Origin of the sequence: Hymenobacter sp. UV11, from assembly GCF_004684095.1 — a bacterium.
Taxonomy (GTDB): Bacteria; Bacteroidota; Bacteroidia; order Cytophagales; family Hymenobacteraceae; genus Hymenobacter.
The window spans coordinates 201,317-223,511 of sequence record NZ_SRII01000010.1; the positions used below are offsets into that span (position 1 = coordinate 201,317).

Annotated in this window: 15 protein-coding genes; 7 read left to right on the forward strand and 8 right to left on the reverse strand. The window is 61.4% G+C overall.

Annotated features, from left to right (window positions below):
- Positions 1–52 precede the first annotated feature (52 nt).
- From E4631_RS19215 to E4631_RS19230, 4 genes are all read right to left on the reverse strand, one after another.
- Positions 53–883 (reverse strand): PKD domain-containing protein, encoded by an 831-nt coding sequence (locus E4631_RS19215; protein WP_133657817.1) that lies wholly within the window; start codon positions 881–883, stop codon positions 53–55.
- Between the two features lie 35 nt (positions 884–918).
- Positions 919–2,469, reverse strand: a complete 1,551-nt coding sequence (locus E4631_RS19220) for a RagB/SusD family nutrient uptake outer membrane protein (protein ID WP_133657818.1) — start codon at positions 2,467–2,469, stop codon at positions 919–921.
- A 22-nt stretch (positions 2,470–2,491) separates the two neighbouring features.
- A complete protein-coding gene (locus tag E4631_RS19225) occupies positions 2,492–5,545 on the reverse strand; it encodes a TonB-dependent receptor (RefSeq protein ID WP_166648106.1) in 3,054 nt (1,017 codons plus the stop codon).
- A 769-nt stretch (positions 5,546–6,314) separates the two neighbouring features.
- Positions 6,315–8,345: a 7TM diverse intracellular signaling domain-containing protein gene (locus E4631_RS19230; RefSeq protein ID WP_133657820.1), complete on the reverse strand. Its 2,031-nt coding sequence runs from the start codon at positions 8,343–8,345 to the stop codon at positions 6,315–6,317.
- Between the two features lie 189 nt (positions 8,346–8,534).
- Between E4631_RS19230 and E4631_RS19235 the strand changes: the two genes are divergently transcribed.
- Both E4631_RS19235 and E4631_RS19240 read left to right on the forward strand, forming a co-directional pair.
- Positions 8,535–9,671: a sensor histidine kinase gene (locus tag E4631_RS19235; protein ID WP_133657821.1), complete on the forward strand. Its 1,137-nt coding sequence runs from the start codon at positions 8,535–8,537 to the stop codon at positions 9,669–9,671.
- On the forward strand, positions 9,672–10,418 hold the full coding sequence (locus E4631_RS19240) for a LytTR family DNA-binding domain-containing protein (RefSeq protein ID WP_133657822.1): 747 nt from the start codon (positions 9,672–9,674) through the stop codon (positions 10,416–10,418).
- 71 nt (positions 10,419–10,489) lie between these two features.
- Here the strand turns inward: E4631_RS19240 and E4631_RS19245 are convergent, their stop codons facing one another.
- Positions 10,490–10,870, reverse strand: a complete 381-nt coding sequence (locus E4631_RS19245; protein ID WP_133657823.1) for a hypothetical protein — start codon at positions 10,868–10,870, stop codon at positions 10,490–10,492.
- A 179-nt stretch (positions 10,871–11,049) separates the two neighbouring features.
- Positions 11,050–11,418 (reverse strand): Spy/CpxP family protein refolding chaperone, encoded by a 369-nt coding sequence (locus E4631_RS19250; protein WP_133657824.1) that lies wholly within the window; start codon positions 11,416–11,418, stop codon positions 11,050–11,052.
- Positions 11,419–11,687: 269 nt separating this feature from the next.
- Between E4631_RS19250 and E4631_RS19255 the strand changes: the two genes are divergently transcribed.
- From E4631_RS19255 to E4631_RS19270, 4 genes are all read left to right on the forward strand, one after another.
- Positions 11,688–12,503: an SDR family oxidoreductase gene (locus tag E4631_RS19255; RefSeq protein ID WP_133657825.1), complete on the forward strand. Its 816-nt coding sequence runs from the start codon at positions 11,688–11,690 to the stop codon at positions 12,501–12,503.
- Positions 12,504–12,631: 128 nt separating this feature from the next.
- The gene (locus E4631_RS19260; protein ID WP_133657826.1) at positions 12,632–15,289 is read left to right on the forward strand and encodes a glucosidase; all 2,658 of its coding nucleotides are present in this window, start codon (positions 12,632–12,634) and stop codon (positions 15,287–15,289) included.
- 156 nt (positions 15,290–15,445) lie between these two features.
- Entirely contained in the window at positions 15,446–16,072 is a 627-nt protein-coding gene (locus tag E4631_RS19265) for a cyclase family protein (protein ID WP_133657827.1), read from the forward strand.
- Between the two features lie 33 nt (positions 16,073–16,105).
- A complete protein-coding gene (locus tag E4631_RS19270; protein WP_205704272.1) occupies positions 16,106–16,615 on the forward strand; it encodes a gluconokinase in 510 nt (169 codons plus the stop codon).
- Between the two features lie 153 nt (positions 16,616–16,768).
- On the opposite strand, the gene E4631_RS19275 is transcribed toward E4631_RS19270, so the two are convergent.
- Positions 16,769–17,626, reverse strand: a complete 858-nt coding sequence (locus E4631_RS19275) for a hypothetical protein (RefSeq protein WP_133657828.1) — start codon at positions 17,624–17,626, stop codon at positions 16,769–16,771.
- Between the two features lie 231 nt (positions 17,627–17,857).
- Between E4631_RS19275 and E4631_RS19280 the strand changes: the two genes are divergently transcribed.
- Positions 17,858–20,014 carry a hypothetical protein gene (locus E4631_RS19280; protein WP_133657829.1) on the forward strand — a complete coding sequence of 719 codons (2,157 nt, stop codon included), beginning with the start codon at positions 17,858–17,860 and terminating at the stop codon, positions 20,012–20,014.
- A 39-nt stretch (positions 20,015–20,053) separates the two neighbouring features.
- Here the strand turns inward: E4631_RS19280 and E4631_RS19285 are convergent, their stop codons facing one another.
- On the reverse strand, positions 20,054–22,189 hold the full coding sequence (locus tag E4631_RS19285) for a TonB-dependent receptor (protein WP_133657830.1): 2,136 nt from the start codon (positions 22,187–22,189) through the stop codon (positions 20,054–20,056).
- Positions 22,190–22,195: the final 6 nt, after the last annotated feature.

The following is a 22,195-nucleotide window of genomic DNA, read 5'->3' on the forward strand; positions in this document are numbered from 1 at the left end:
GTGTAAGCAACAGAAAAACAATTAGCTAACGTCTGCGGTGCAGCAAGCCAGCTTACTTGGCCTTGAATTTCATTTCAAATACCAGGTTACCAGTCGATTTGCCAGCCCGCACCGTCATGCGGTTTGCCGAGATGCGCATGATACGATAGGTTAAGTCCGGCGCATCCGTAACCCCAATAAAGGGGCGGGCGGCACCCGTGGCCGTGCTTTGCAGGTCGAACTGGGCCAAACCTGTGCCCACTGCCGGACCAAACGTGTAGTTCACGGTGTAGTTGCGGGGAGTATCGCAATTGCCACCCGCTACGAAGGTTTGGCCCTTCGCATCGTAAGTAAGCACGCCAGCATTCGAGAAGGTATATTCGTCATCAACTTGGCAGGCAGGTGATTGATTTACCTTCGTGTTCCCGCTGTAATAGCTTGTTACATCACTATCGCTAGGGCCCACCGTGATAACGCTTATCGTATCATTAAGGAGCCAGGTCTTGGTGGTGCCGTTCGTGAGCAGCTGCTTCACCAGGGTGCCTACGTCGGGGAGCACAATGTTCTGCTTGGCGGAGAAGCCGTTGCCGCCACTGGCCGAAGCCAGCAGCTGCGCCTGCACCGTGCCGCCTTTCGAGTACACGTGGGTGATGGTGGGGGTAGTGCTGCTCACGGTGCTCCCGTCGCCAAAGTCCCACTCGTAGAACACAATCCCCGGCCCGGTGTAGGCAGTGGTGTTCGTAAACGTGGCTTGGGTTGTCAGACCCACCTGCTTGGTAACGACGCTGAACGTGGGCTGGGGGGCCGGGCCACTCAGCTCGCCATTATCGCTCTTCTTGCAGGCGGTGAAAAGCAGCGGACCGGCTAGTACCAATCCCGCCGCCGATTTCCAATATTTTTTCATCTAGTTAACAGATTGAGTTGTGGGTGGGAGGCAGCTTAGTAGCCAGGGTTCTGAACCAGACCGGGGTTGGTGTCAATCTCCGATTGCGGAATGGGCAGCACCAGCGTGTTCTGGGTCGGAATACCGTGCGTGTTAGGCGCGATATTCTTCAAATAAGCCGCCTGCTCGGTCATGCGCGGGATGAGCGCATGGTTAGTCAGCGTCGGGTACAGGCTCTGCGCGCGCTTCATATCGAACCAGCGGTCAAACTCAAACGCCAACTCATACTTACGCTCCCGTAGCACGGCATCAGTAAAGTTGGCCGTACCGGCCGTCAGGTCGTGGGCGGTAGATGGCTTGGTGTAGTCCAGCCCAAAAGAACGCCGCCGCACTTTGTTGATGGCTTCCAGCCCCTCAGCCGTCGGGCCAACGGCCTCCGCCACAATCAGGTACATCTCGGCCAGGCGTATTACCGGCACATTCAGACCCGAGTCCCAGATGTTGGTGTTGACCTTACCGACGAACCACTTCTTGCAGCTGTAGCCAAACGGCGAGCCGGTGGCCTTGTTGGCTACCTTGCTGCCATCGGGATACGTATCGCCGGGCGCCCATACGGTTACGGACTTGCGGATATCGCCGGCCTCGTAGCCCGCCACGAAGTCTGGGTCCGGTACGTTGAAGCCGTAGCCGCTACCGGGCGTCTGGTTGGCACCCCGCGGGCCGAAGAACTCGTTCATGGCCGAGCCCACGTTGTTGCGCTCGTACTGGTTGCGGCCGTTTATGTACTGCACCTCAAACAGCGATTCCTTATCGTTGCGGTTTTCGTTCTCTACCTTGAAGTTGTCGCCGTAGCTGGCCCACATTGTCTTGCCCGAGTTGTTAAGCACTTCGCGGGCACGGGTAGCGGCCTCCGCTTTTTTACCCTCCGTGATGTACACTTTGGCCAGCAGGCCAGTGGCGGCCCACTTGGTAGCCCGGCCCAGGTCGGCTCCGACGTAAGAAGCCGGCAGGTTGCCGATGGCATCAGCCAGGTCCTTCTCAATTTGGGCATACACCTGCGCGGCGGGCGTGCGTGGAATGCTCACGGCCGCCGGGCTGTTTGGTGGGGTGGTAAACAGGGGTACATCGCCGTAGGCCCGCACCAGGTCGAAATAGAATTTGGCCCGCAGAAATTGCGCCTCACCCAGGCAGCGCTTTTGGATAGCCGGGTCGATGTTCGTAATCAGGGGTACCTTCTGTAGCACGATGTTAGCGCGCTGAACACCGATGAAAGAGCCACCCCAGAGCCGGTTAGCTACGGTATTGGTAGTCGGAATGCTGTACGCTTCGAGCTGCTTGTACTCAATAGCGTCGTTGCCGTCGTCGCCCCCCGAGCTGGAAACGTCCGACCACATATCGAAGGCCCACATCGCCAAGTTGTACTGACCTTCTTTAGTCAGCTCGCTGTAAGCCGCGTTGGTTGCCTGGATGGCATCGGTTTCAGTCTGGTAAAAGTTGGCGTCGGTAATCTGGTCCACGGGCGCTTCGTCCAGAAACTTCTGGGTGCAGCCCGCTAGTGCGCTCAGGGCTACTGCGAGCACGCTGAGGGTATACTTAGTAAATTTCATGAGAAATGTCAGCTGTTAAGAATTAGAACCCGATGTTCACGCCACCGATGAGCACCCGCGCCTGCGGGTAAACGCCCTGGTCGATGCCGCTGGCACTTACTTCCGGGTCGAAGCCCGTGTAGTGAGTCAGCGTTGCCAGGTTCTGAGCCGTGAGGTAGAAACGTACCTGGTTGGCAGTGATGCGGTTCAATAGGGTGCGCGGCAGCGTGTAGCCAAACGTCAGGTTTTTGAGGCGCACATAAGAGCCGTCTTCGATGAAGTGCGTGGATACGCGCAGGTTGTTGGCGTTGCCCACGTAGGCGCGCGGCACATCATTGCTCGTGCCGGGTCCGGTCCAACGGTTCAGCAGGTTGGTAGTGCCGTTCGTGGTGCCCGACAACGCAGTTTCCGTGATGTAGCGGTTGAGGTTGTATACGTCGTTGCCCTGAACACCCTGAATAAAGATGCTCAAGTCAAAGCCCTTATACGTCAAGGTGTTGGTCATGCCAAACGTGAAGTTAGGATTGGGGTTGCCGATAAACGTGCGGTCCGCATCCGTGATAACTCCGTCGCCATTTATATCCCGGTACTTGATGTCGCCAGGGCCAGTGCTCTGGTCAATGTAGTAATCGGCTTTGGCCGTGCCGGATTTAGCCCCGGCGTTCAGCGTATTCAACTCTTCCTGAGTCTGGATGAGGCCATCAGCAATGTAGCCGTAGAAAGCCCCGAACGCCTGGTTCTTGTCGTAGCGCACGATGGTGCCGCTCAGCGAGCCCTGGCCGTTGTAGGGTACGCCGCCACCCAGCGATTGCAGGCGGGTTTTGTAAGCCGACGCATTCAAAGTGGTTGACCAGTTCAGCCCCCCATTGTCGCTCACGAAGTTGCGCGAGGTCAGCGAGAAGTCAATACCCCGGTTATAAGCCGAAGCCGCGTTCGAGTTAACCGATTCGTACGTACCCGAAACCAGGGATACCGGCACCGGGGCAATCAGGTTAGGCGATTCGCGGTTGTAAACATCAATGCTGGCTTCCAGGCGGTTATCTAGGAAACCCAAATCCAAACCGATGTTAGCTTGATTGTTTTTTTCCCAGCGCAGGTTGGGGTTAGACAGGCGGGTAGGCGCCGCCCCCTGGTTGATGGTCCCATCTGGGCCGAAGGGGTAGTTGATGCCGAAGTTGATGGAATACAGATAAGCGAAACGACCGGCGTTCAACTCATTACCTACCTGGCCGTAACCGGCCCGTAGCTTCATGTTGCTTATCGCGCTGTTGCCCTTCAAGAAAGGCTCTTCTGAGATGCGCCAGCCGGCCGATACTGCCGGGAAGAAGCCGAACTTGTTGCCCGGCTCAAAGCGCGAGGAGCCATCGTAACGAGCCGTGGCTTGAAAGATGTACTTGCCGGCAAACTCGTAGTTGAGGCGGCCGAAGTAGCTGGCCAAGCTACGGGAAGGGTCGATAGTGCCAGCGTTAGCCAACAGCGTGTTGATGGGACCGGTGTTGATTACCTGCAAATCATTGCGCAGGTAGCCAGTCCGATAGGCCTCCACATTGCTGTAGTTGAACTGCTGGGCCGACTGACCCACCAGCACCGTAAACTGGTGCTTCTCAGCAAACAGATGGTCGTAGGTTGCCGTATTCTCAATCAGGTAGGTTGGCGCGTAGCTCGACGTGGCTGAAGCACCAGCCGTGATGTAGCGTTGCGTGTAGCCCGCCAGCTCCGGCCCTTTGGGCGAGAAGGCATTGAAGTTATCAAAGACAAGGTCTGCCCCGAGGTTGGTGCGAAAGCGCAGTCCTTTCAGCGGCTCCAGTTCGGCAAAGAACGTGGTAATGGCCCGGTTGCGGTTGAAGCGCTGGTTGGTGCGCTGCACGGCCAGCGGGTTTTCCTCCGTAAAGTTGTCCGAAACGCTGTTGGGCTGGTACCAGTAGCCATCGGGCCGGTATGCCTGCACCGTTGGGGGTAGGCGCAGCATCTGCTGCACAGTGCCGTACTCCCCGTTATTGCTCGAAATCTGGCGGTCGCTAAGGTGAGTTAGCGCGATGCTGGTGCCTATCTTAAATACTTTATTTAGCTGTACATCGCCATTGGCGCGCAGCGTATAACGCTCAAAGTCAGTGCCAACGATGATGCCATCCTGCTGAAAATACGTGGCCGACAGCGCAAAGCGTGCCTTTTCGGTACCGCCCGTGGCTGAGAGTGAGTAGTTCTGGATGCGGGCGCGGCGGAACACCAGGTCCTGCCAGTCGGTACCCGTGCCCAGGGCAGCCGGGTCACGCAGCTTATCCAGGGCAATGGGCTTGCCTGCCGCAATACGGGCCTCGTTGTTGAGCGTCGCATACTGCTCGGCGTTGAGCAGGTTCAGTCTACGGGTCACGGTTTGTGCCCCGCCGTACGCATCAACATTAAAGGTCGTTTTACCGATTTTGCCGCGCTTGGTGGTGATGATAACCACCCCGTTGGCTGCCCGCACCCCGTAGATAGCCGTAGCCGAGGCGTCTTTCAGGATGTCAATGGTTTCAATGTCGTTGGGGCTGATAGCATTCAACTGAGCGTCACCATTGTCGGGTAGCGGAAAGCCGTCGACAACGTACAGTGGCGTGTTGTTACCAGCCGACGATATACCCCGAATACGAATTGACGTACCGGCCGCCCCACCGGGAGCACCACCACCGGAGGTAATGGTTACCCCGGAAACTTTGCCCTGAATAGCTTGCGAAACTTCGGCAACAGGCTGACGTATAATGTCCTGCGCGCTAACCGACGAGATGGCCCCCGTTACGCTGCCGCGCTCCTGGGTGCCGTAGCCTACTACTACGACTTCGTTAAGCGCCTGCGTGTCGTCGCGCAAGGTGACGCTGACATTCGAAGCATTGGCGCTCGTCACGACCACCGGCTGGCTAATGAAGCCAATGAAGCTAAACAGCAGCGTGCTGCCTTCGGGCGCTCGTAGGCTGAAGCGGCCATCAACATCGGTATTGGTGCCAATGGTGGTACCGCGTACCAGCACTGTAACACCAGGTAGGGGTTTGCCATCCGGCCCCACTACTCGGCCCGTCACCGGCACATCAACCAGGACGTGCAGCGCCGAAGTCGGCAGCAAGTGGGGAGTAGTGGCCCCAGCGGCTACTGGTAGCCCACAGGCCAACAGTATTGCTGTGTGTCTAAACGACGGGGCTAAGTAAAGCTTTCGCTTCATACTATGAGTGAAAAAAGGGTGGGAAAGAAGTAAAAAAGCAACTAACTAGCTAGCAGTGCTAGGCTAAAAGGGTAGTATTTCAAAGGTAAGGTCCTGCAATCGGTTGCAGAACCGGCAACGATTGCGATAGATGGAAAAGGCACAGTAGGAACAGGGAAAAGGCACCGAATGCACACTTAGCGTTTCCTTGCTGTCGAGCCAGAAAAAGCAGGTCTCAATTCCAGTAATTGAAGTCACTTTTGACTTAGAAGATTCTCTGAGTCAGCTCTGCATCTTTTTGACCAAAAAGAGCTGATTGCTTAACAATCATCGTTTTTATGCCTAGCCTGATGCTAGGTGCGCATCTGGTGCTTTTGCCCTAATAGCAGGAACGATAATCTTAGAGCAGCACCATTTACTAGTCAAAAATAGCTAAAGTGTTTTGTAAAAAAACAAGTCTGATTTCATCAAAACAACTTATAAAAGGGATTTTATCGCTTTGGTACCACTCCCTATTACACCTAGCGCACACGTAAATTCAGCCTATTGAGGGTTTAAAAGTCATAATCCGTGTTTTGGGTGCTGAGCGATTAGGACTAAAAAACAACGTTTTAAAACAGGGATTTTTCAGAAAAATGACTGCTGGGGTTTGGTAGCGGTTTTTATGCGGTGGTTAGAGCCGTGCCAGACTAAATCAGGCTGATTCCAGCAGGGTTTCTAGGTCAGCGTTTGCTGTGTCGTCGAGGAGCACATAGGTCCAGGGTTCGGCCTCGTCGTAGTCGGCGGCCTGGCTGCGGCGCTGTAGGGCCGCGAGTACTTTTTGGGCGAAAGCCCAACTGGTGGCGGGCCGCAGCTCCAGCACGCGGGCCAGCTCGGCGGGGGCGTAGCGGCCCCGGTGGGCATGCAGTAAAAACACCGCGTAGAGCGCCTTCACAATGGGGAACTTACACTTCTGAAGCAGCGTGCCCGTGGTGGCCGACTCCACGTAGCGGCAGCGGGTGCAGCGGCGGGCAAAGGGCTCGCGAGCTTCGCAGCTCTTTTCGTGGCCGCACTTGCGGCAGTGGTAGCCGTGCTGCCACTTGAGGTCGGCGAGGTAGCGCAGGCAGGCGTCCTTGTCGGGGTAAAGCTGGCTGAACTCGCCAAAGTCGAACTCGCGGGCTTCGAGGCGGGCCTCCTTCTGGTCTTGCAGGTCGCGGCTCAGGTCGCGGTTGAGCTGCTCAATGGCGGCCGACTGCAAGGCCAGCAGGCTGTTGCGCTCCAGCAGCTCACGGTTGCGGGCCGCGATGAGGTCGTTTTGCTGGCTCAGCTCCTCGGTGCGCAGGGCTACCAGGGCTTCCAGCTCGGTATTGAGCTGGTCTTTAAGGAGTTGGTTTTCGCGCAGCTGATCTACCAGCTGGTCCTGGGCTTGATGCTTTTTACGCAATTGCTTCAGCAGGCGGCGCTGCGTGTGCAGCGTGGTGTCCATAATGCCCTTAATCTTATCGGCCAGGGCGTAGCTGAGCACCACTACTTCTATCACAAAGGCGACGTTGAGGCTGTAAACCGTGTAGGCGTTGTTATAAAAATCAATGCCCAGCTTGCGGCTGATGAGGAAGGCCAGGCTGCCCGCCACCATGGCCTGGGCCAACAGCAGGTAGCGCGCGGCCCGCAGGCCGCCGCGGTAGGCCCGCCAGGCGGTGTAGTAGAGCAGCCCGTAGGGGAGTAGGTAGAGCCAGAAGCTGAGGCCCGCGTGCACTACCGCCGCATCGAGCACCAGCAGGCCCACACTCAGCGACACCACCCAGCGCACGGCCCGGTACAGCGTGGGCAGCCGGGCCGCCATATCCAGAAAGGAGTAGGCGTATTGGGCAAACGTGAGCAGCAGCAGCACCGGTGCCACCGCCCCAATGAAGTGGTTGAGTTGGGGGCTACCCGGCCATAAGTACTGAAAACCCAGGCCGTCTTCCGACAAAAAGAGCAGCGCCCCGCTCAGCACGTAGAAAACGTAGTAGAGGTATGACCGGTCCTGAAGAAAGAAAAACAGGAACAGATTATACAACACCATGATGAGCAGAATGCCGTAGAAGCCGCCCAGCAGGCAGTATTGCAGGCTCATTTCGGGCAGCAGGCCCGGCCCGCTGTGCAGCATGGCCCGGAAGCTGGTGGGCGAGTCGGAGCGCAGGCGCAGGTAGTACGTCACGGGCTGGCCGTGGCGCAGGGGCAGGTCAAACAGGAAGTTCTTATAGGGCAGCGGCCGCGTGGCGAAGGGGTAATTGGCCCCGGTGAGCACGCTATCATAGGCCAGGGCCGGGCCACCCGGCACGCCCACCGGCCGAAACAGCGTAGCCGCCCCAATGTGCGGGTCATACAGCTCCAGGTACCAGTCAGACGCCGGGTCAGCTTCGGGCCGCACCGTGAAGCGTAGCCAGTAGGTGCTGCGCGGGTGCCGGATATTGGGGGGCAGCCGGGTGCCTGCCAGCGTAGCAAAGCGCCCCGCCCAGGCCGGGCTGCTGACCAGGCGCAGGGGTAGGCGGCCGGTGCGGTCTTCCAGCACGCTGTAGAACTGGCCATCCAGGTACTGCGCGGGCCGGGCCGGGCTCGCCACCAGGGTGTCTTCGGGGGCAGCCAGGGCGGGGCGGGCGAGGCTGAGGGCCAGCACCAGGCCAAAGACCGGCCAGGCGACCCGGTGCCGACCAGCCAGCCAGGCCAGCATACCCAGCAGCAGGGGTAGGAAAAGGTAAAGCAAGAGCAAAGCGCGGGTGGGTGGGAAGAAAGCGCACGCGGAGGAGGTAGCGTAAAAGTACTGAAAAACACGGCCCGGCCCAACCGGCGAAAGCGGGCCCGCAGTCGGCACAATTGGCCCGGTGGTCGGGGGTAGGGTAGGGGCGTGCCCCGGTCGGTTTATTTTTGATATTCTTAATTTCACGGAGTTGTCATGTCCGCTTTTTCGTCCCGCCGCATTCTTACGCCCCTTATTCACGTGCTGGCATGGGGGCTGCTGGCGCTCACACTGCTGCTGTTTCAGCCCATGCAGGGACGCATAGTGCTACCCCCCCAATACTGGGTGAAGCAGGGCGCGCTGCTGCTGATGTGGGTGGGCGCCTTTTACTTGACCACGCGGGTGAGCGTGCCGCGCCTGCTGCTGCGCGGGCGCACGGGTTGGTTTGTGCTGGCCTTGGTGGTGACGGCGGGGGTAGTGGTGCTGGTGGGCCGGGGGCTCGAAAACGTGCTGCACCTGCCCGACCTCATGCGCCAGGCTTTTCGGGCAGCGGAGGGCGCGAGCCGGCCGCACCGGCCCGAGCGGCCCCGCGGCGGCTATTTCGACGTGGTAAGTATGCTCATTACCTTGCTGGTGCTGGGCATTGCCACGGCCATCACGGTGGTGCAGCACTGGCAGCAGGAAGCCCAGCTGCGCGAGCGCCTCGACCAGCAGCGCGTGGAGGCCGAGCTAAGCCTGCTCAAGGCCCAAATCAACCCACACTTCTTCTTTAACACGCTTAATAACATCTACTCGCTCACGCTCATTGATGGCGAGCGGGCGCGGGCGGCCCTGCACCGCCTCTCGCGCATGATGCGCTACGTGCTCTACGACACGGCTTCGGGCCAGGCCCAGCTCAGCCAGGAAGTGGCGTTTATTCAGGATTATATCACCCTGATGCAGCTGCGCCTCACCGACCGCGTGCAGGTCACTTTTGAGCATCCCGAGCCGGTGCGCGAGGTGCTCATCGCCCCCATGATGCTGCTGCCGTTTGTGGAGAATGCCTTCAAGCATGGCGTGGCGGCCACAGCACCCAGCCACATCTACATCGGCCTGCGCCAGCCCACGGCGCAGCAGCTCGAAATAGTGGTGCGCAACACGCTGTTTGCCAAGCCCAGCACCGACCTGGCCGGCTCCAACGGCATCGGCCTGGTGAATACCCGCCGCCGCCTCGACCTGCTCTATCCCGGCCGCTATACCTTGCAGGTGACCGAAAAAACCCCCGACAACGAATTTGAGGTAAAGCTCAGCCTACTGGTGGATAATAAGCTGCCCGCCAGCTCGCTGCCCCAACCAATTCTTAAAATAGTATAGATGACACTTGTTACTTGCATTGCCGTTGATGATGAGCCGCTGGCCCTAGCGCTCCTCTGCACCTTTATTGAGCAAACGCCTTTTTTGAAGCTGGTAGGCCGCTACGGCAGCGGCGTGGAAGCCCTCAAAGGCCTGCACGAGCAGACCGAGCCGGTTGACCTGGCCTTTCTCGATATTCAGATGCAGGAGTTGACCGGGCTGGAGCTGGCGCGGGTGCTGGGCCAGCAGGCCGCGCCGCCGCGTATCATCTTTACCACCGCCTTCCCGCAGTATGCCCTGGATGGCTACAAGGTCGATGCCCTCGACTACCTGGTGAAACCCTTCAACTACGAAGAGTTTCTAAGGGCCGCCAACAAGGGCCGGGCCTACGCCGAGTTGAGCCACGCCAGTGCCGACGCGCCCACCCCTACCCCCCCCGCCGCTGAGGAAGAGCACATTTTCCTGAAAGTAGAGTACCAACTGGTGCGGGTGGCGCTCAGTGATATTCTCTACGTGGAGGGCCTGAAGGACTACGTGAAGGTGCATCTCAAGAGCACGCCGCGCGCCCTACTCTCGCTCATGAGCCTGCGGGCGATGGAGGAGAAGCTGCCTGCCCGGCGTTTTCTGCGCATTCACCGCTCCTTTATCGTGGCCCTCGACAAGATTGAGGCCGTGCGCCGCCTCACCGTGCAAATCGGCACCGAAACCATCCCCGTGGGCGAGCAATATAAAGAAGCCTTCCAGCAGTTCCTAACTCGCTGGAGCTGAAAAGTGTAGGGTAAGCTTTAGCTTGCCGTTTTTGGGTTTTGTGAACTGCCGACGGCAAGCTAAAGCTTACCCTACTTGGGAATGGCGCCGGGCACCTGCATCTCCGGGGCGCGCGGGGTAGGCCGCAGGCCGCGCAGCTCTTCGTAACGCTCGCGCTGGGCGGGCGTGAGTACTGCCGCAATCTTGGTTTCGAAGTCGGCCTGCCGCGCCAGGCGGGCCGCGTGCTCGGTTTCGTTGGGTCGGTGCGTGAGGCGCTGCTTGCGCTGCGCCCGCTCCTCATCGAGCACGGTGGCAACTCGGGCCAGCTGCGCGGGGCTAAGGTCGAGCTTTCGCAGCAGGGTAGCGCGCTTGTTGTGGCCCAGCACCACTACCTCGGGCAAAGCCTGGGCCCGCAGGCCGCCGCCGGCCAGGGCAACCACCGAAAAAACAAAACCAAGCAGTAGGGTGCGCATTGTACAAAGCTAGCCGTTGCGCCAGCAAGTGGGTCGGCACTACGGCGCCCCGTTATCATAGCTCCTTAACAACAACGCCCCGAGCCTAGCTGACTCGGGGCGTTGTTGTTGATAATAATTAATAACAGAGCGGGAAGGGCTGAAAACCAGCGAGAAGAGTTGGAAAACAATAAGCGTGCTTAGTTGCTTGGGCGCTGGCCGCGCTGCGGGCGCATGGCCTGGTACTTAGTGTATTGCTCGGGGGTAAGAATTTCCTTCATTTTGGCTTCCATTTCGGCGCGGCGGGTTTGCATAGCCTGGCGGTCGGCGTCGGAGGGCGGGCCGCTGGGGCGGGCGGGGCGGTTGGCGCTCATCAGCGTTTCCATCTTAGTTTGCTGGTCGGGGGTGAGATTCAGCTCTTTCATCATCTCGGCCTGGCGGCCCATGCGGCCCTGGCCGGCGGCGGCGGCCTGGTCGGGGGCCGGGGTGGTTTGGGCGTGGGCGGCGGGCGCGGTAGCCAGGGCTCCGGCGGCCAGCAGGCCAACCAGGTAAAGCGAACGGGAGAACATACGGGTAAGGAAAAGGAGGTGAGTGCTAGTGCCTTGTAACAGGAATCGCTCTCAAAGCTAGCCCGCCCTGGCGCGGCACCGCGCGGCTAGTCGGCCAGCACCGCAAATGTGCCGACCAACCCGCATCCCTACCCCCGCCAAGACCGTGGGCGTGAAGAGTAGATGAGAAAAGCCGGATTTCCCAACCTGCACCCCGCAAATACCGTCTAGTGCCTGATTGCCGGGTCTGCCGGCTACCTTCTTTTCACCTTCTGCTCGTCGCTTTCTTCATGCCTACCCCTCCTTCACTCCGCCTGGCCGGGCAACACGCCCTCGTAACCGGGGCCAGCTCCGGCATCGGCGTGGCCGTGGCCAAAGCCCTGGCCGCCCACGGCGCCTCGGTCATCGTCAACTACGGCCACGATACCGACGGCGCCAATGCCGTTGTAAAAGACATTACCGATGCCGGCGGGCAGGCCCTGGCTTATCAGGCCGACGTGAGCCAGGAAGCCCAGGTGCAGGCCATGTTTCAGCAGGCCATCGAGCACTTCGGCGGGCTGGATATTGTGGTGTCAAACGCTGGCCTGCAAGTCGATGCGCCGTTCGTGGACATGACCCTGGCCCAGTGGCAGAAGGTGATTGACGTGAACCTGACCGGCCAGTTTCTGGTGCTGCGCGAGGCGGCGCGCCAGTTTATGAAGCAGGGCGTGCGGCCCGACGTGAGCAAGGCCGCCGGCAAAATCATTTGCATGAGCAGCGTGCACGAAGTCATTCCGTGGGCGGGTCACGTCAACTACGCCACCAGCAAGGGCGGCATTATGCAGCTCATGAAGAGTGTGGCCCAGGAGCTGGCCCCGCACAAAATTAGGGTGAATAGCATTGGGCCGGGCGCCATCAAAACGCCCATCAACCACGATGCCTGGGCTACCCCCGAGGCCGAAGCCAAGCTGCTGACGCTCATTCCCTACGACCGTGTGGGTGAGCCCGAAGACATTGGCCAGCTCGCCGCCTGGCTCGTCTCTGATGAGGCCGACTACATTACCGGCCAAACCATTTTCATAGATGGCGGCATGACCCTGTACCCTGGCTTTGCCACGGGGGGGTAGGCGCGGGATTCATTGCTCGCAGAGGTCGCGGAAGAAACGCGGAAGATGCAGAACGTTCTGCGTCTTCCGCGTTTCTTCCGCGACCTCTGCGGGAATCCTTTTCGGGCCAAAACGCCACATTTCACTGTATGAACGCCGAAAATCAACGCTTACAAGAAGCTAACACCAACCAGAAAAACTGGCGGCACTACGGCCCCTACCTCTCGGAGCGGCAGTGGGGCACCGTGCGCGAAGACTACTCGGCCGGCGGCGATGCCTGGAACTACACCAACTTCGAGATGGCCCGCTCCTACGCCTACCGCTGGGGCGAGGAGGGCCTGGCCGGCTTCTGTGACACGCGGCAGCTGCTGTGCCTGAGCCTGGCGCTCTGGAACGGGAAGGACGCCATCCTTAAGGAGCAGCTTTTTGGCCTGAGCGGCCCGCAGGGCAACCACGGCGAGGACGTGAAGGAGCTTTACTATTTCCTCGACGCTACCCCCTCGCACGCGTACCAAAAGCTGCTGTATAAGTATCCGCAGGCCGCTTTTCCCTACCAGGAGCTGGTGCAGGAAAATGCCGCCCGCACCCGCCAGCAACCCGAATATGAGCTGCTGGATACCGGTGTTTTTGACGAAAGCCGCTACTACGACGTGTTTGTGGAAATGGCTAAGGCCGACGCCGGCGACCTGCTCTTTCAGTACACCATCGTAAACCGCGGGCCCGAGGCGGCCACGGTGCATGTGCTGCCGCAGCTCTGGTTTCGCAACACCTGGAGCTGGGGCTACGACGACTACCGACCCGAGCTGAAAGCGCTGACCAACAACGCAGTGCAGGTGAGCCACCGCGAGCTGGGCGAGCTGACCTGGCACGTGGATGGCGAACCCGAGTTGCTGTTTTGCGACAACCACACCAACGCGGAGCGTATTACCCGCTACCCCTTGCGCGAGACCTATTATAAGGATGGCATCAATACCTACCTGGTTGATGGCCAGCAAGACACCGTGAACCCGGCCCGCACCGGTACCAAGGCCGCCGCGCACTGCGTGCTCACCTTGCAGCCGGGCGAGAGCCGGCAGGTGCGCCTGCGGCTGAGCCCGGCTGGCCAGGCCGCGCCCTTCGCCGATTTTGAACAACTATTCGCGCAGCGCCAGCAGGAGGCCGACGAGTTTTATGCCGAGCTACAACACGAAATAACCGACGCCGATGCCCGCCTGGTGCAGCGCCAGGCCTACGCGGGTATGCTGTGGAGCAAGCAGTTCTACGACTACGACATTCCGAAGTGGCTGGCCGGCGACCCGGCCCTACCCCCCCCGCCGGCCGAAAGGCAGAACGCCCGCAACGCGGAGTGGAAAAGCCTGACTAACTACGATATTATCTCGATGCCCGATACCTGGGAATACCCCTGGTATGCGGCCTGGGACCTGGCTTTTCACTGCCTGCCGCTGGTGCAGCTCGACCCCGAGTTTGCCAAGAACCAGCTGCGGCTGCTGTGCCTCGACTGGTACATGCACCCCAACGGCCAGCTGCCGGCCTACGAGTGGCACTTCTCCGACGTGAACCCGCCGGTGCATGCCTGGGCCACGTTTCGGGTTTTCAAGATTGACCAGAAGGCGCGCGGTGATGCCGGCGACGTGGAGTTTCTGGAAACCGTGTTCCACCGCCTGCTGCTCAATTTTACGTGGTGGGTTAACCGCAAGGACAAGGACGGCCACAACATCTTCGAGGGCGGCTTCCTGGGCCTCGACAACATTGGGGTGTTTGACCGCTCAGCGCCGCTTCCCTTTGGCGGCACCCTGGAGCAGGCCGATGGCACGGCCTGGGTGGCCATGTTTGCGCTCAACATGATGCGCATTGCCCTGGAGCTGAGCCAGACCAACCCCGTGTACCAGGACCTGGCGTGCAAGTTTTTCGAGCATTTCCTCTACATCGCCGAGGCCATGACCAACGTGGGCAACACCGCGCTGGACCTTTGGGACGAGGAGGACGAGTTTTACTACGACGCCCTCAACAAGCCCAACGGTGGCCATGAGCTGCTGAAAGTGCGCTCGATGGTGGGCCTCATTCCGCTGTTTGCGGTGGAGGTGCTCGACGAGGATTTGCTGATAGGGGCGCCCGTTTTTCTGGCCCGCATGAACTGGCTGCTCACCAACCGCCCGCACCTGGCTGGCCTGGTGAGCCACTGGCAGGAGCCCGGTAAGGGTGCCCGCCGGCTGCTGAGCCTGCTGCGTGGCCACCGCATGAAGCGCCTGCTGTTCAGGATGCTGGACCCTGCGGAATTCCTTTCTGAGCACGGCATCCGCAGCCTGTCGCGGGTGTATCAGGATGAGCCCTACGTATTTGAGGAAGACGGCTCAAAATTCGTGGTCAACTACCAGCCGGCCGAGTCGGAGAGCGACATGTTTGGGGGCAACTCCAACTGGCGCGGGCCCATCTGGTTTCCGGTCAACTTCCTGCTTGTGGAGTCGTTGCAGCGGTTTTATCACTACTACGGCGACGACTTTAAGGTGGAGTGCCCTACGCATTCGGGCCACTACGCGACCATTCTGGAAGTGGCCGACGAGCTATCGCAGCGGCTCAACCGGCTGTTTTTGCGCAACGACAAAACCGGCCTCCGCGCCTGCTTTGGCCCGCGCGACCTCTTGCAGCACGACCCCAACTTCCGCGACTACGTGCTCTTCAACGAGTATTTCAACGGCGACACGGGCGAGGGCCTCGGCGCCAGCCACCAAACCGGCTGGACGGGCCTGGTGGCCAAGCTCTTGCTGCCGAGCTACGCTATTGAGTCGCACTACGAAAGCAGCAAGTAGAATTCTGATAAATAAGAAGTTGTGAGCCGTTTGTCATTGCGAGCCTGCGAAGCAATCGCCTCAGAACGAAATCGTTCGGGTATCGTTCGGGTGCGATTGCTTCGCAGGCTCGCAATGACAAACGTCATTAGTCACTCGTAATTAGTCATTAAAAATATGCCTACCCCTGCTCCCTGGCTCGATGCCACTACCCCCATTCGCGACCAGATGGTGCACTGGCCCGATAACCTCGGCGTGGCCGTGCGCCGCACCCTGAGCCAGGACCGCGGCGACGCCGCCAACGTGACCGAGCTGCACCTGAGCGCCCACACCGGCACCCACGTCGATGCCCCGCTGCACTTCACCACCGGTGCCGGCGACACTACTACCCTCGACCTGGACCGCCTCATGGGCCCGGCCACGGTAGTGGCCATTCAGGACCCGAAAAGCATCAGTCTGGCCGAGGTGCAGCAGCTGGACATTCTGCCCGGTGCCCGGATTTTATTCAAAACCCGCATCTCCGGCAGCGAGTGGAGCACCGAGCCGTTCAAGCCCGATTTTGTGGCCCTGGATGGCGACGCGGCCCGCCACCTGCGCGACGCGGGCGTGGTGTGCGTGGGCGTCGATTACCTCTCGGTGGGCAAGGCCGATGCCCACCACGCCCTGCTCGACGCGGGCATTTGCGTGATTGAGGGCTTGGCTTTGCAGCACATTGCGCCCGGAGAGTACGAATTGCTGTGCCTACCCCTCAAAATAGTGGGTAGCGACGGCGCACCTGCGCGGGTGCTGCTGCGGCCCTTATAGCTCAACGCGCGCAACGCTTACTACTTTTCTGATATGAACAGACCAATCATCATCTTGATGGGCGTTTCGGGCAGCGGCAAAACGACCATTGGCGAGCTGCTTTCCAAACAAACCGGCATCCCGTTTTTTGACGGCGACGACTTTCACCCGCAGGCCAACGTGGACAAGATGGCCCACGGCACGCCCCTCACCGACGCCGACCGCGCCGGCTGGCTCGCCGACCTGGCCCAGCACATTGGCCAGTGGGAGCAGGACAAGGGCACCATCCTGGCCTGCTCGGCCCTCAAGGAAACCTACCGCACTACCCTGCAAGCCGGCGCGCAACAGCCGCTGCACTGGGTGTTTCTGACCGGCGACCGCGACTTGCTGCTGCACCGCATGGAGTCGCGCCAGGGCAGCTACATGAAGGCCAATATGCTTGATTCGCAGCTCGCCACCCTCGAAATGCCCACCTACGGCCTGCACCTCAACGTGGCCGACTCGCCCCAGCAGCTGGTAGGCGAGATTATCGCGCAGCTGTCTCTGCCAAAGCCGGCTGCGTAGGTAAGTGGTGCTATATTGCCGCGCCTTACTATCATAAAGTGGGCGGCCAGTATAGCGCCCATTGAGGGCACGCAGCAGAAGACGGCGCTGTTCTACATCTCACGCCAGCCCCTGCCTTAGCCAAAAAACAGGGGGTAGGCCCCGCGCCTACCCCTACCAAAAGGTACGGCTAACGGCCAGCGTGCCGTAGAAAAAAGCGCTCGTGTCGCCGCCCGTGGGTATATGCAGCGGCACCAGATAGCTGGGTGTGGCGGCCACCACGTAGCGCCCGGCCGCGAAGCTGATTGGCAGCGAAAACGTGTAGCCCAATGAGCTGAACGCCGGCGTGGCCGGCTCGGCAAAGGTGGTGGTAGTGGTGCCGTTGCGCCTGGTTTTGACCACCGCGGTCTGGCCCAGCGAGGAGGCGTAGAAGTGCTGGCTGCCCGCCCCAAACTCCACGGTGGGCTCGATGCTGAGCGTGTCGTGGGCCAGCATGGGCAGCTGAAAGCGGTGGCTCACGTCGAAAGTCAGCACAAAGTCATTTTTGCCACCCAGAAACAAGTCGGCGCTGGCGCTGGCCGTAATCAGCCCAAAAAACTGCGTAATACTGGCACTGAGGTCGTTGCGCAGCGATGCCTGCACCAGCGCGCTCTCACCGTACACGAACAGGCGCGTGTACTGCACCGTCCAGTACGTATCCGAATTGCTGACCGACTGCCAGCCCGCCATCAGCTCGCCAAAGTTGATAAATGGCTCGTGCAGGTAGGTGTAGGCATACGAGTGGTTGAGGTAGCCCGATGCGATGAAGCCGCTGGGGGCCTGGTAGGTAAGCGTGGTACCGAAGTAGCCGCGGTCGTCGGCGGCCAGCGGGGCGCGCTGGAGGTAGGTGGTGCGGTTGGCCGTGGCCAGGCCCAGCGTGAGGCGGGGCGGGGGCGAAGTGGCCGCCGAGTCGGGGGGTAGGGCCGCAGCGGCCGCCGGCCCCGTCAGGAGCAGGCAGGCCGCTGGCAGCCAGCCAGGTAGTGAATGACGCATGCAGAAGGCGAAGGAGGAGAACGTAAGCCGGCCCTCAAGCAAGTAGCCGGCCAGGAGAGAGCCATGAAGCCCCGGCTCACGCAAACCTCAACAAAAAGGACTGATGTTTGCGGCCGGCCTGGGGCCGGCTGCCAGACGGGCGCCGCCCCCGATAGTTTAGCGTTGTTGATAAAAATACCCGTTTTTTGCACTGGCTTGCCCCAATCCGGGTCCGGCCGGACCTTTGTGCCCATGAAAATATTAGTTTGGCGTAGCGTGTTGGCGGGTTTGGTGCTGTGGCTGGGTAGCCTCGCGCCGGCCCGCGCCCAGGGCTCGGCCCCCACCGCGCCGCTGCTGCGCAGCCTCTCGCTCACCTTCGACACGGTGCGCTACAGCCTTGGCGAACAGATGCTGACCGTGGCCGGCGAGCCCCGGCTCTACTTCTACTACCACAACGACGACCAGGTGGCCGAGCTGCGCCTCGTGCCTAGCCGGGCGGGGGGTAGGGCGCCGCGCCTGCTGCCCTCGCCCGATTTTGTGCTGCAAGACTCGCTCATTGCCGGGCCCAACGGCGAGTACCGGGGCATGCTGCACTTCCGCAACCTCACCGGGGCGCCGTTTGTGCGGCTGGCCTTTGCGCCGGCCGCCGACTCGGCCGGGCAGCTGGCGCGGGCGCAGCAGCTCGTGAGCCTGCTGCCCCTCACCCGCACCACCCTCGACGCGCGCCTCACCAGCCCCGAGCTGTTTATTGGCGAAGAAAAGGTAATTGAGCTGAGTACGAACAACCTGGCCAACGTGCGCGTGCCCAACGAGTGGACTAAAAACCAGGATGTGGACTACAAGCTGACGCGCGAGAAAAACGGTCTGTTTCTGCACCTCGTGCCCAATACCCTGGGGGGCCACGCGGTTATCGTGCGTGCCCAGACCGAGCGGCCCCACCTCGACGGGGCCGGCCGCCTCAGCTACCAGCTGCTGCCGCTGCGCCTCGACTTCGTGGTGCGGGCCAGCCGCCTACGCTTCCTCTCCGCCGACCGCAAGGACATTACCTACGACGAGGCGGGCCGCACGGCGGGCAGCGAATTGACCCTCGACGATGGCCACAACTTCGACCTGCGCCGCACCTACCGCATCGAGGGCCAGCAGGAGCCCGGCGGCGCGCTCATCGCCGAGCTGTACACCCGCAGCTATTTGTCTAACGACCGCGTGCTGTGCCAGCTGCGCGTGTACAACACCCACCGCCAGGCCGATGGCTACCTCTACATCAAGGACGGCGACATGGCTAAGTACATCACCAACTTCGACATCACGCCCCGGCCGCGCATTGCCACGCTCAGCGTGCTGCACCGCGGCGGCGACTGGACGACCAACACCACCATCAACCCCGGCGAAACCGTGGATGTGCGCTTCGAAGGCGAGTCGCTGCTGAAGGGCCGCTACCACTTCGATGGCGCCAACATCATCCCTTCGGACTCTTCCACGCGCTCCGAGAAGGTGGCGATTTTTCGGGTGCAGGTGCCGCTGAGCAGCGTGCGCAAGCGCATTGTGGTATACGATGGAAACTCGCCCACCGATTTCAGCCTGAACGTGAAGGAAGCCCAGCGGCCTCACCCGCTCAACTTCGTGCAGGTGAACTACGGCAACGGCCCGCACCCCATCAACCAACTCAACGGCCCTATTCTCTACGATAAGACGATTTCGGACGTTATTTTCAGCTTCAACAACAACGCCATCGACGAGAGCGGTAACCTCTACGGCCGCCAGTACCTGACGATGGACGTGCGCACCGTGGATGACAAGGGCAACCTCATCGACCAGCGCACTGTGGACCAGTTCGTGGTGTGCCCCGGCGAGTCGTCGCCGCGCTACGCCTACTACCAGGGCAACGATTGCCAGGTGGGCAACTTCAGCCTCAACAGCATTCTGGGCCGCAAAACTTACGACCTCGACGCCTGGTACCGCATCATCATCACCGTGCGCGACGTTGCCGGGCAGTACAGCAGCAAGGGCTACTCGCAGCAGATTGAGCTGGTACTGCGCCGCCACGTCAACTTCGATATCAGCGTCAGCTTCCCGGCCGGCCTGCTCACCAAGTATGCCGGCGAATCCAGCTACAACAGCTTTGGTGGCATTAGCCTGGCCACGCTGGCGCAGCTTAGCTTCTACGCCCCCGACCGAATTAATAAGCTGCGGCCCTACCGCGTCGGCGCCGGCTTCGTGGCCCTCAACGCCTTCAACCTCTCCAATGATAAGACTATAACGCGCGACTTGGGTATCGTCATCCTGGGTTCGGTAGTGCCGGTGCGCACGGGCGCGCGGCTCACGTTTCCCCTCTATTTGGGCGGGGGCTACCTGCTGTCGGCGGGCAAGCCCTTCCTGCTATTCGGGCCGGGCATCGGCGTCACGCTGTAGGGCTACCTTTACGGGTAGCGCTACTGCTCGCTGGCGCGCCTACCAGCGCCAGCCCAGCAGCGCCCCACCATACCAGTTGCGCCCCGGCGCGGGCTGAAAGTACTTGCTGGCGAAGGCGTTCAGGTCGTTGCCAAGGCTGTAGCGGCGGTCGGTGGCGTTCTCTACCCCCCCGTACACATCGAGGCTGAGCCGGCCGGCCAGCGTGCGCCGCCAACCGGCGCGGCTGCCGAATACCCAGTAGCCGGCTGCGTAGTCGGTGTTGGCATCATTAAGTGGCAGGGTGGCCTGGTGGCCGGCCGTGGGGCTGAGGTAAAAGCCCAGCGCCTGGCTGAAATCAAGGCCCACGCTGAGCGTGTGCGGCGCGGTGCCGGTGAGCTGGTTGCCGCCGTACTGCTGCCCGGTGGCCGACTCGTAGCTGCCAAACCGGAAGCGGTTGTAGGCGTAGCTGGCCCAGGCGCGCAGGCCCGCCGCCGGGCTGGCGGCGTCGGGGGGGGTAGGGGGCTGCCACAGCCAGCCGCTAGCCGCCACTTCGGCGCCGCGCTGGTGGGTGTCACCAGCATTGGCAAAGAGCTGGATGCCCTGCGCGTTGGAGCGCGACACGATGGTATTGCGCAGCTCCAAATCAAACAGCGCCATGTCGAAAACCAGCCGGCCGCCCAGCAGCGTGCCCCGGCTGCCCACCTCGTAGCTGGTGCCGCGCTCGGCCTGCAAGTCCTGGCTGATGGTGCCATCGGAGGGCCGCAGCTCGGCCTCGGTGGGCGGCGAAAAGCCCGTGCTCACGCTGGCGTAGGCCGAAATATTGGTAGTCAACTCCTTGAGCAGCGCCAGGCGCGGCGACACCTGGGGCTGAAAATCGCGCTCCACACCGTAGCCGGTAGGGTTGGTGGCGGCCGACGATATGCGGGCAATCTGGTAGCGCAGGCGGTTGTAGCTGGCCCCGGCCGTGAGCAGGAAGCCCGCCGGTAGCTCATAGTCGGCCTGGGCAAAAACGAAGCCCGTGCGGGTCCGAATCTCGTCGTCATAACGCAGGGTAGTGGGCGCGCCACCCACATTCTGGTAGCTGCGCGAATCAGTAAACGAGGCCTGAAACTCGCCGCCGCCCTGCATCCGCAGCGTGCGCCCGGCCAGCAGCCCGCGGTAGTGCAGCGCCGCCCGCCCGCCGCCGCCCAATATGGCATCGCGCTCCCAATCAACCAGATACGGCGTCTGCACGCTGGTGCTGCGACCATACACCGTGGCCACCGTGCGCCACTTATCCGAAATCCGGTACTCGTGCGTGAGCCCCAGCAACCCGGTTTGCGAAGCGTAGCTGGCCCGCTGCGCCACCGTGCCGGGGGCGGCTGCCGTGCCCGGCCGCGCCTGCCGCGGGTCCTGCTCATACTGAGCGCGCGTGAGGCCGCCCGGCAGCTGGTAATAGAGGTCGGTATAGAGCGCATGCACGGCCAGCGTCTGCCGGTCGGTGGGCGAAGTCTGGCCATCGAGCGCAAACACGTCGCGGCGCAGCGCGCTCTGCACGCGGTAGCCGTGCAGCTGCTGGTGGGCGTACTGGGCGCGGAAATAATCGCCGTTGGCCTTGCTCTGCTCCACGGCGGCCGTGAAGCGCCGCAACCCGAACGAGCCCACCGAGTAGCCCACCTGTGCCTGGCCCTGGCTGGCCGCGCCCGCCAATACCGGGGGGGTAGGGCGGCGGTTTTCGAGGCGCACCACGCCACCCGTGCCGGCCCCGTACACGCTGCCCGCCGGCCCCTTCAGCACCTCAATGCGCCCAATCTGCGCCGGGTCCAGGATGTTGAGCGGGCTCGTGCCATTCGCCTCCGTAAACGGAATGTCGAAGTAGTACATCTTCACATTGCGCACCCCAAATGGCGAGCGCAATGTGCTGCCCCGCACGCTGATGCGGTAGCTGCCCGTGGCGCGCTCCTCCAGCCGCACGCCCGGCAGCGTATTCACCGCCGAGGCCAGCGAGTTCTCATTAAAGCGCTGAATAATGGTGTTATCCACCACGCCCACTGCGGCGGCCGTGCGGCGCAGCGGCAGCCGCTCGCCGTAGCCAACTACCGTGGCGGCGGGCAGGGCGCGGGCATTGAGCGTGTCAAGAGGGGTAGGGGCCTGCTGCGCCGCCAGGCGCAGGGCTGGCAGCGTGAGCAGGGGTAGGAGAAAGTAGCGAAGCTGCATGAAGGC

Excerpts from the sequence above, each read along its gene's own strand:
- E4631_RS19215 (WP_133657817.1), bottom strand. The coding sequence starts at position 883 with ATGAAAAAATATTGGAAATCGGCGGCGGGATTGGTACTAGCCGGTCCG.
- E4631_RS19220 (WP_133657818.1), bottom strand. The coding sequence starts at position 2,469 with ATGAAATTTACTAAGTATACCCTCAGCGTGCTCGCAGTAGCCCTGAGC.
- E4631_RS19235 (WP_133657821.1), top strand. The coding sequence starts at position 8,535 with ATGTCCGCTTTTTCGTCCCGCCGCATTCTTACGCCCCTTATTCACGTG.
- E4631_RS19240 (WP_133657822.1), top strand. The coding sequence starts at position 9,672 with ATGACACTTGTTACTTGCATTGCCGTTGATGATGAGCCGCTGGCCCTA.
- E4631_RS19245 (WP_133657823.1), bottom strand. The coding sequence starts at position 10,870 with ATGCGCACCCTACTGCTTGGTTTTGTTTTTTCGGTGGTTGCCCTGGCC.
- E4631_RS19250 (WP_133657824.1), bottom strand. The coding sequence starts at position 11,418 with ATGTTCTCCCGTTCGCTTTACCTGGTTGGCCTGCTGGCCGCCGGAGCC.
- E4631_RS19255 (WP_133657825.1), top strand. The coding sequence starts at position 11,688 with ATGCCTACCCCTCCTTCACTCCGCCTGGCCGGGCAACACGCCCTCGTA.
- E4631_RS19260 (WP_133657826.1), top strand. The coding sequence starts at position 12,632 with ATGAACGCCGAAAATCAACGCTTACAAGAAGCTAACACCAACCAGAAA.
- E4631_RS19265 (WP_133657827.1), top strand. The coding sequence starts at position 15,446 with ATGCCTACCCCTGCTCCCTGGCTCGATGCCACTACCCCCATTCGCGAC.
- E4631_RS19270 (WP_205704272.1), top strand. The coding sequence starts at position 16,106 with ATGAACAGACCAATCATCATCTTGATGGGCGTTTCGGGCAGCGGCAAA.
- E4631_RS19275 (WP_133657828.1), bottom strand. The coding sequence starts at position 17,626 with ATGCGTCATTCACTACCTGGCTGGCTGCCAGCGGCCTGCCTGCTCCTG.
- E4631_RS19280 (WP_133657829.1), top strand. The coding sequence starts at position 17,858 with ATGAAAATATTAGTTTGGCGTAGCGTGTTGGCGGGTTTGGTGCTGTGG.
- E4631_RS19285 (WP_133657830.1), bottom strand. The coding sequence starts at position 22,189 with ATGCAGCTTCGCTACTTTCTCCTACCCCTGCTCACGCTGCCAGCCCTG.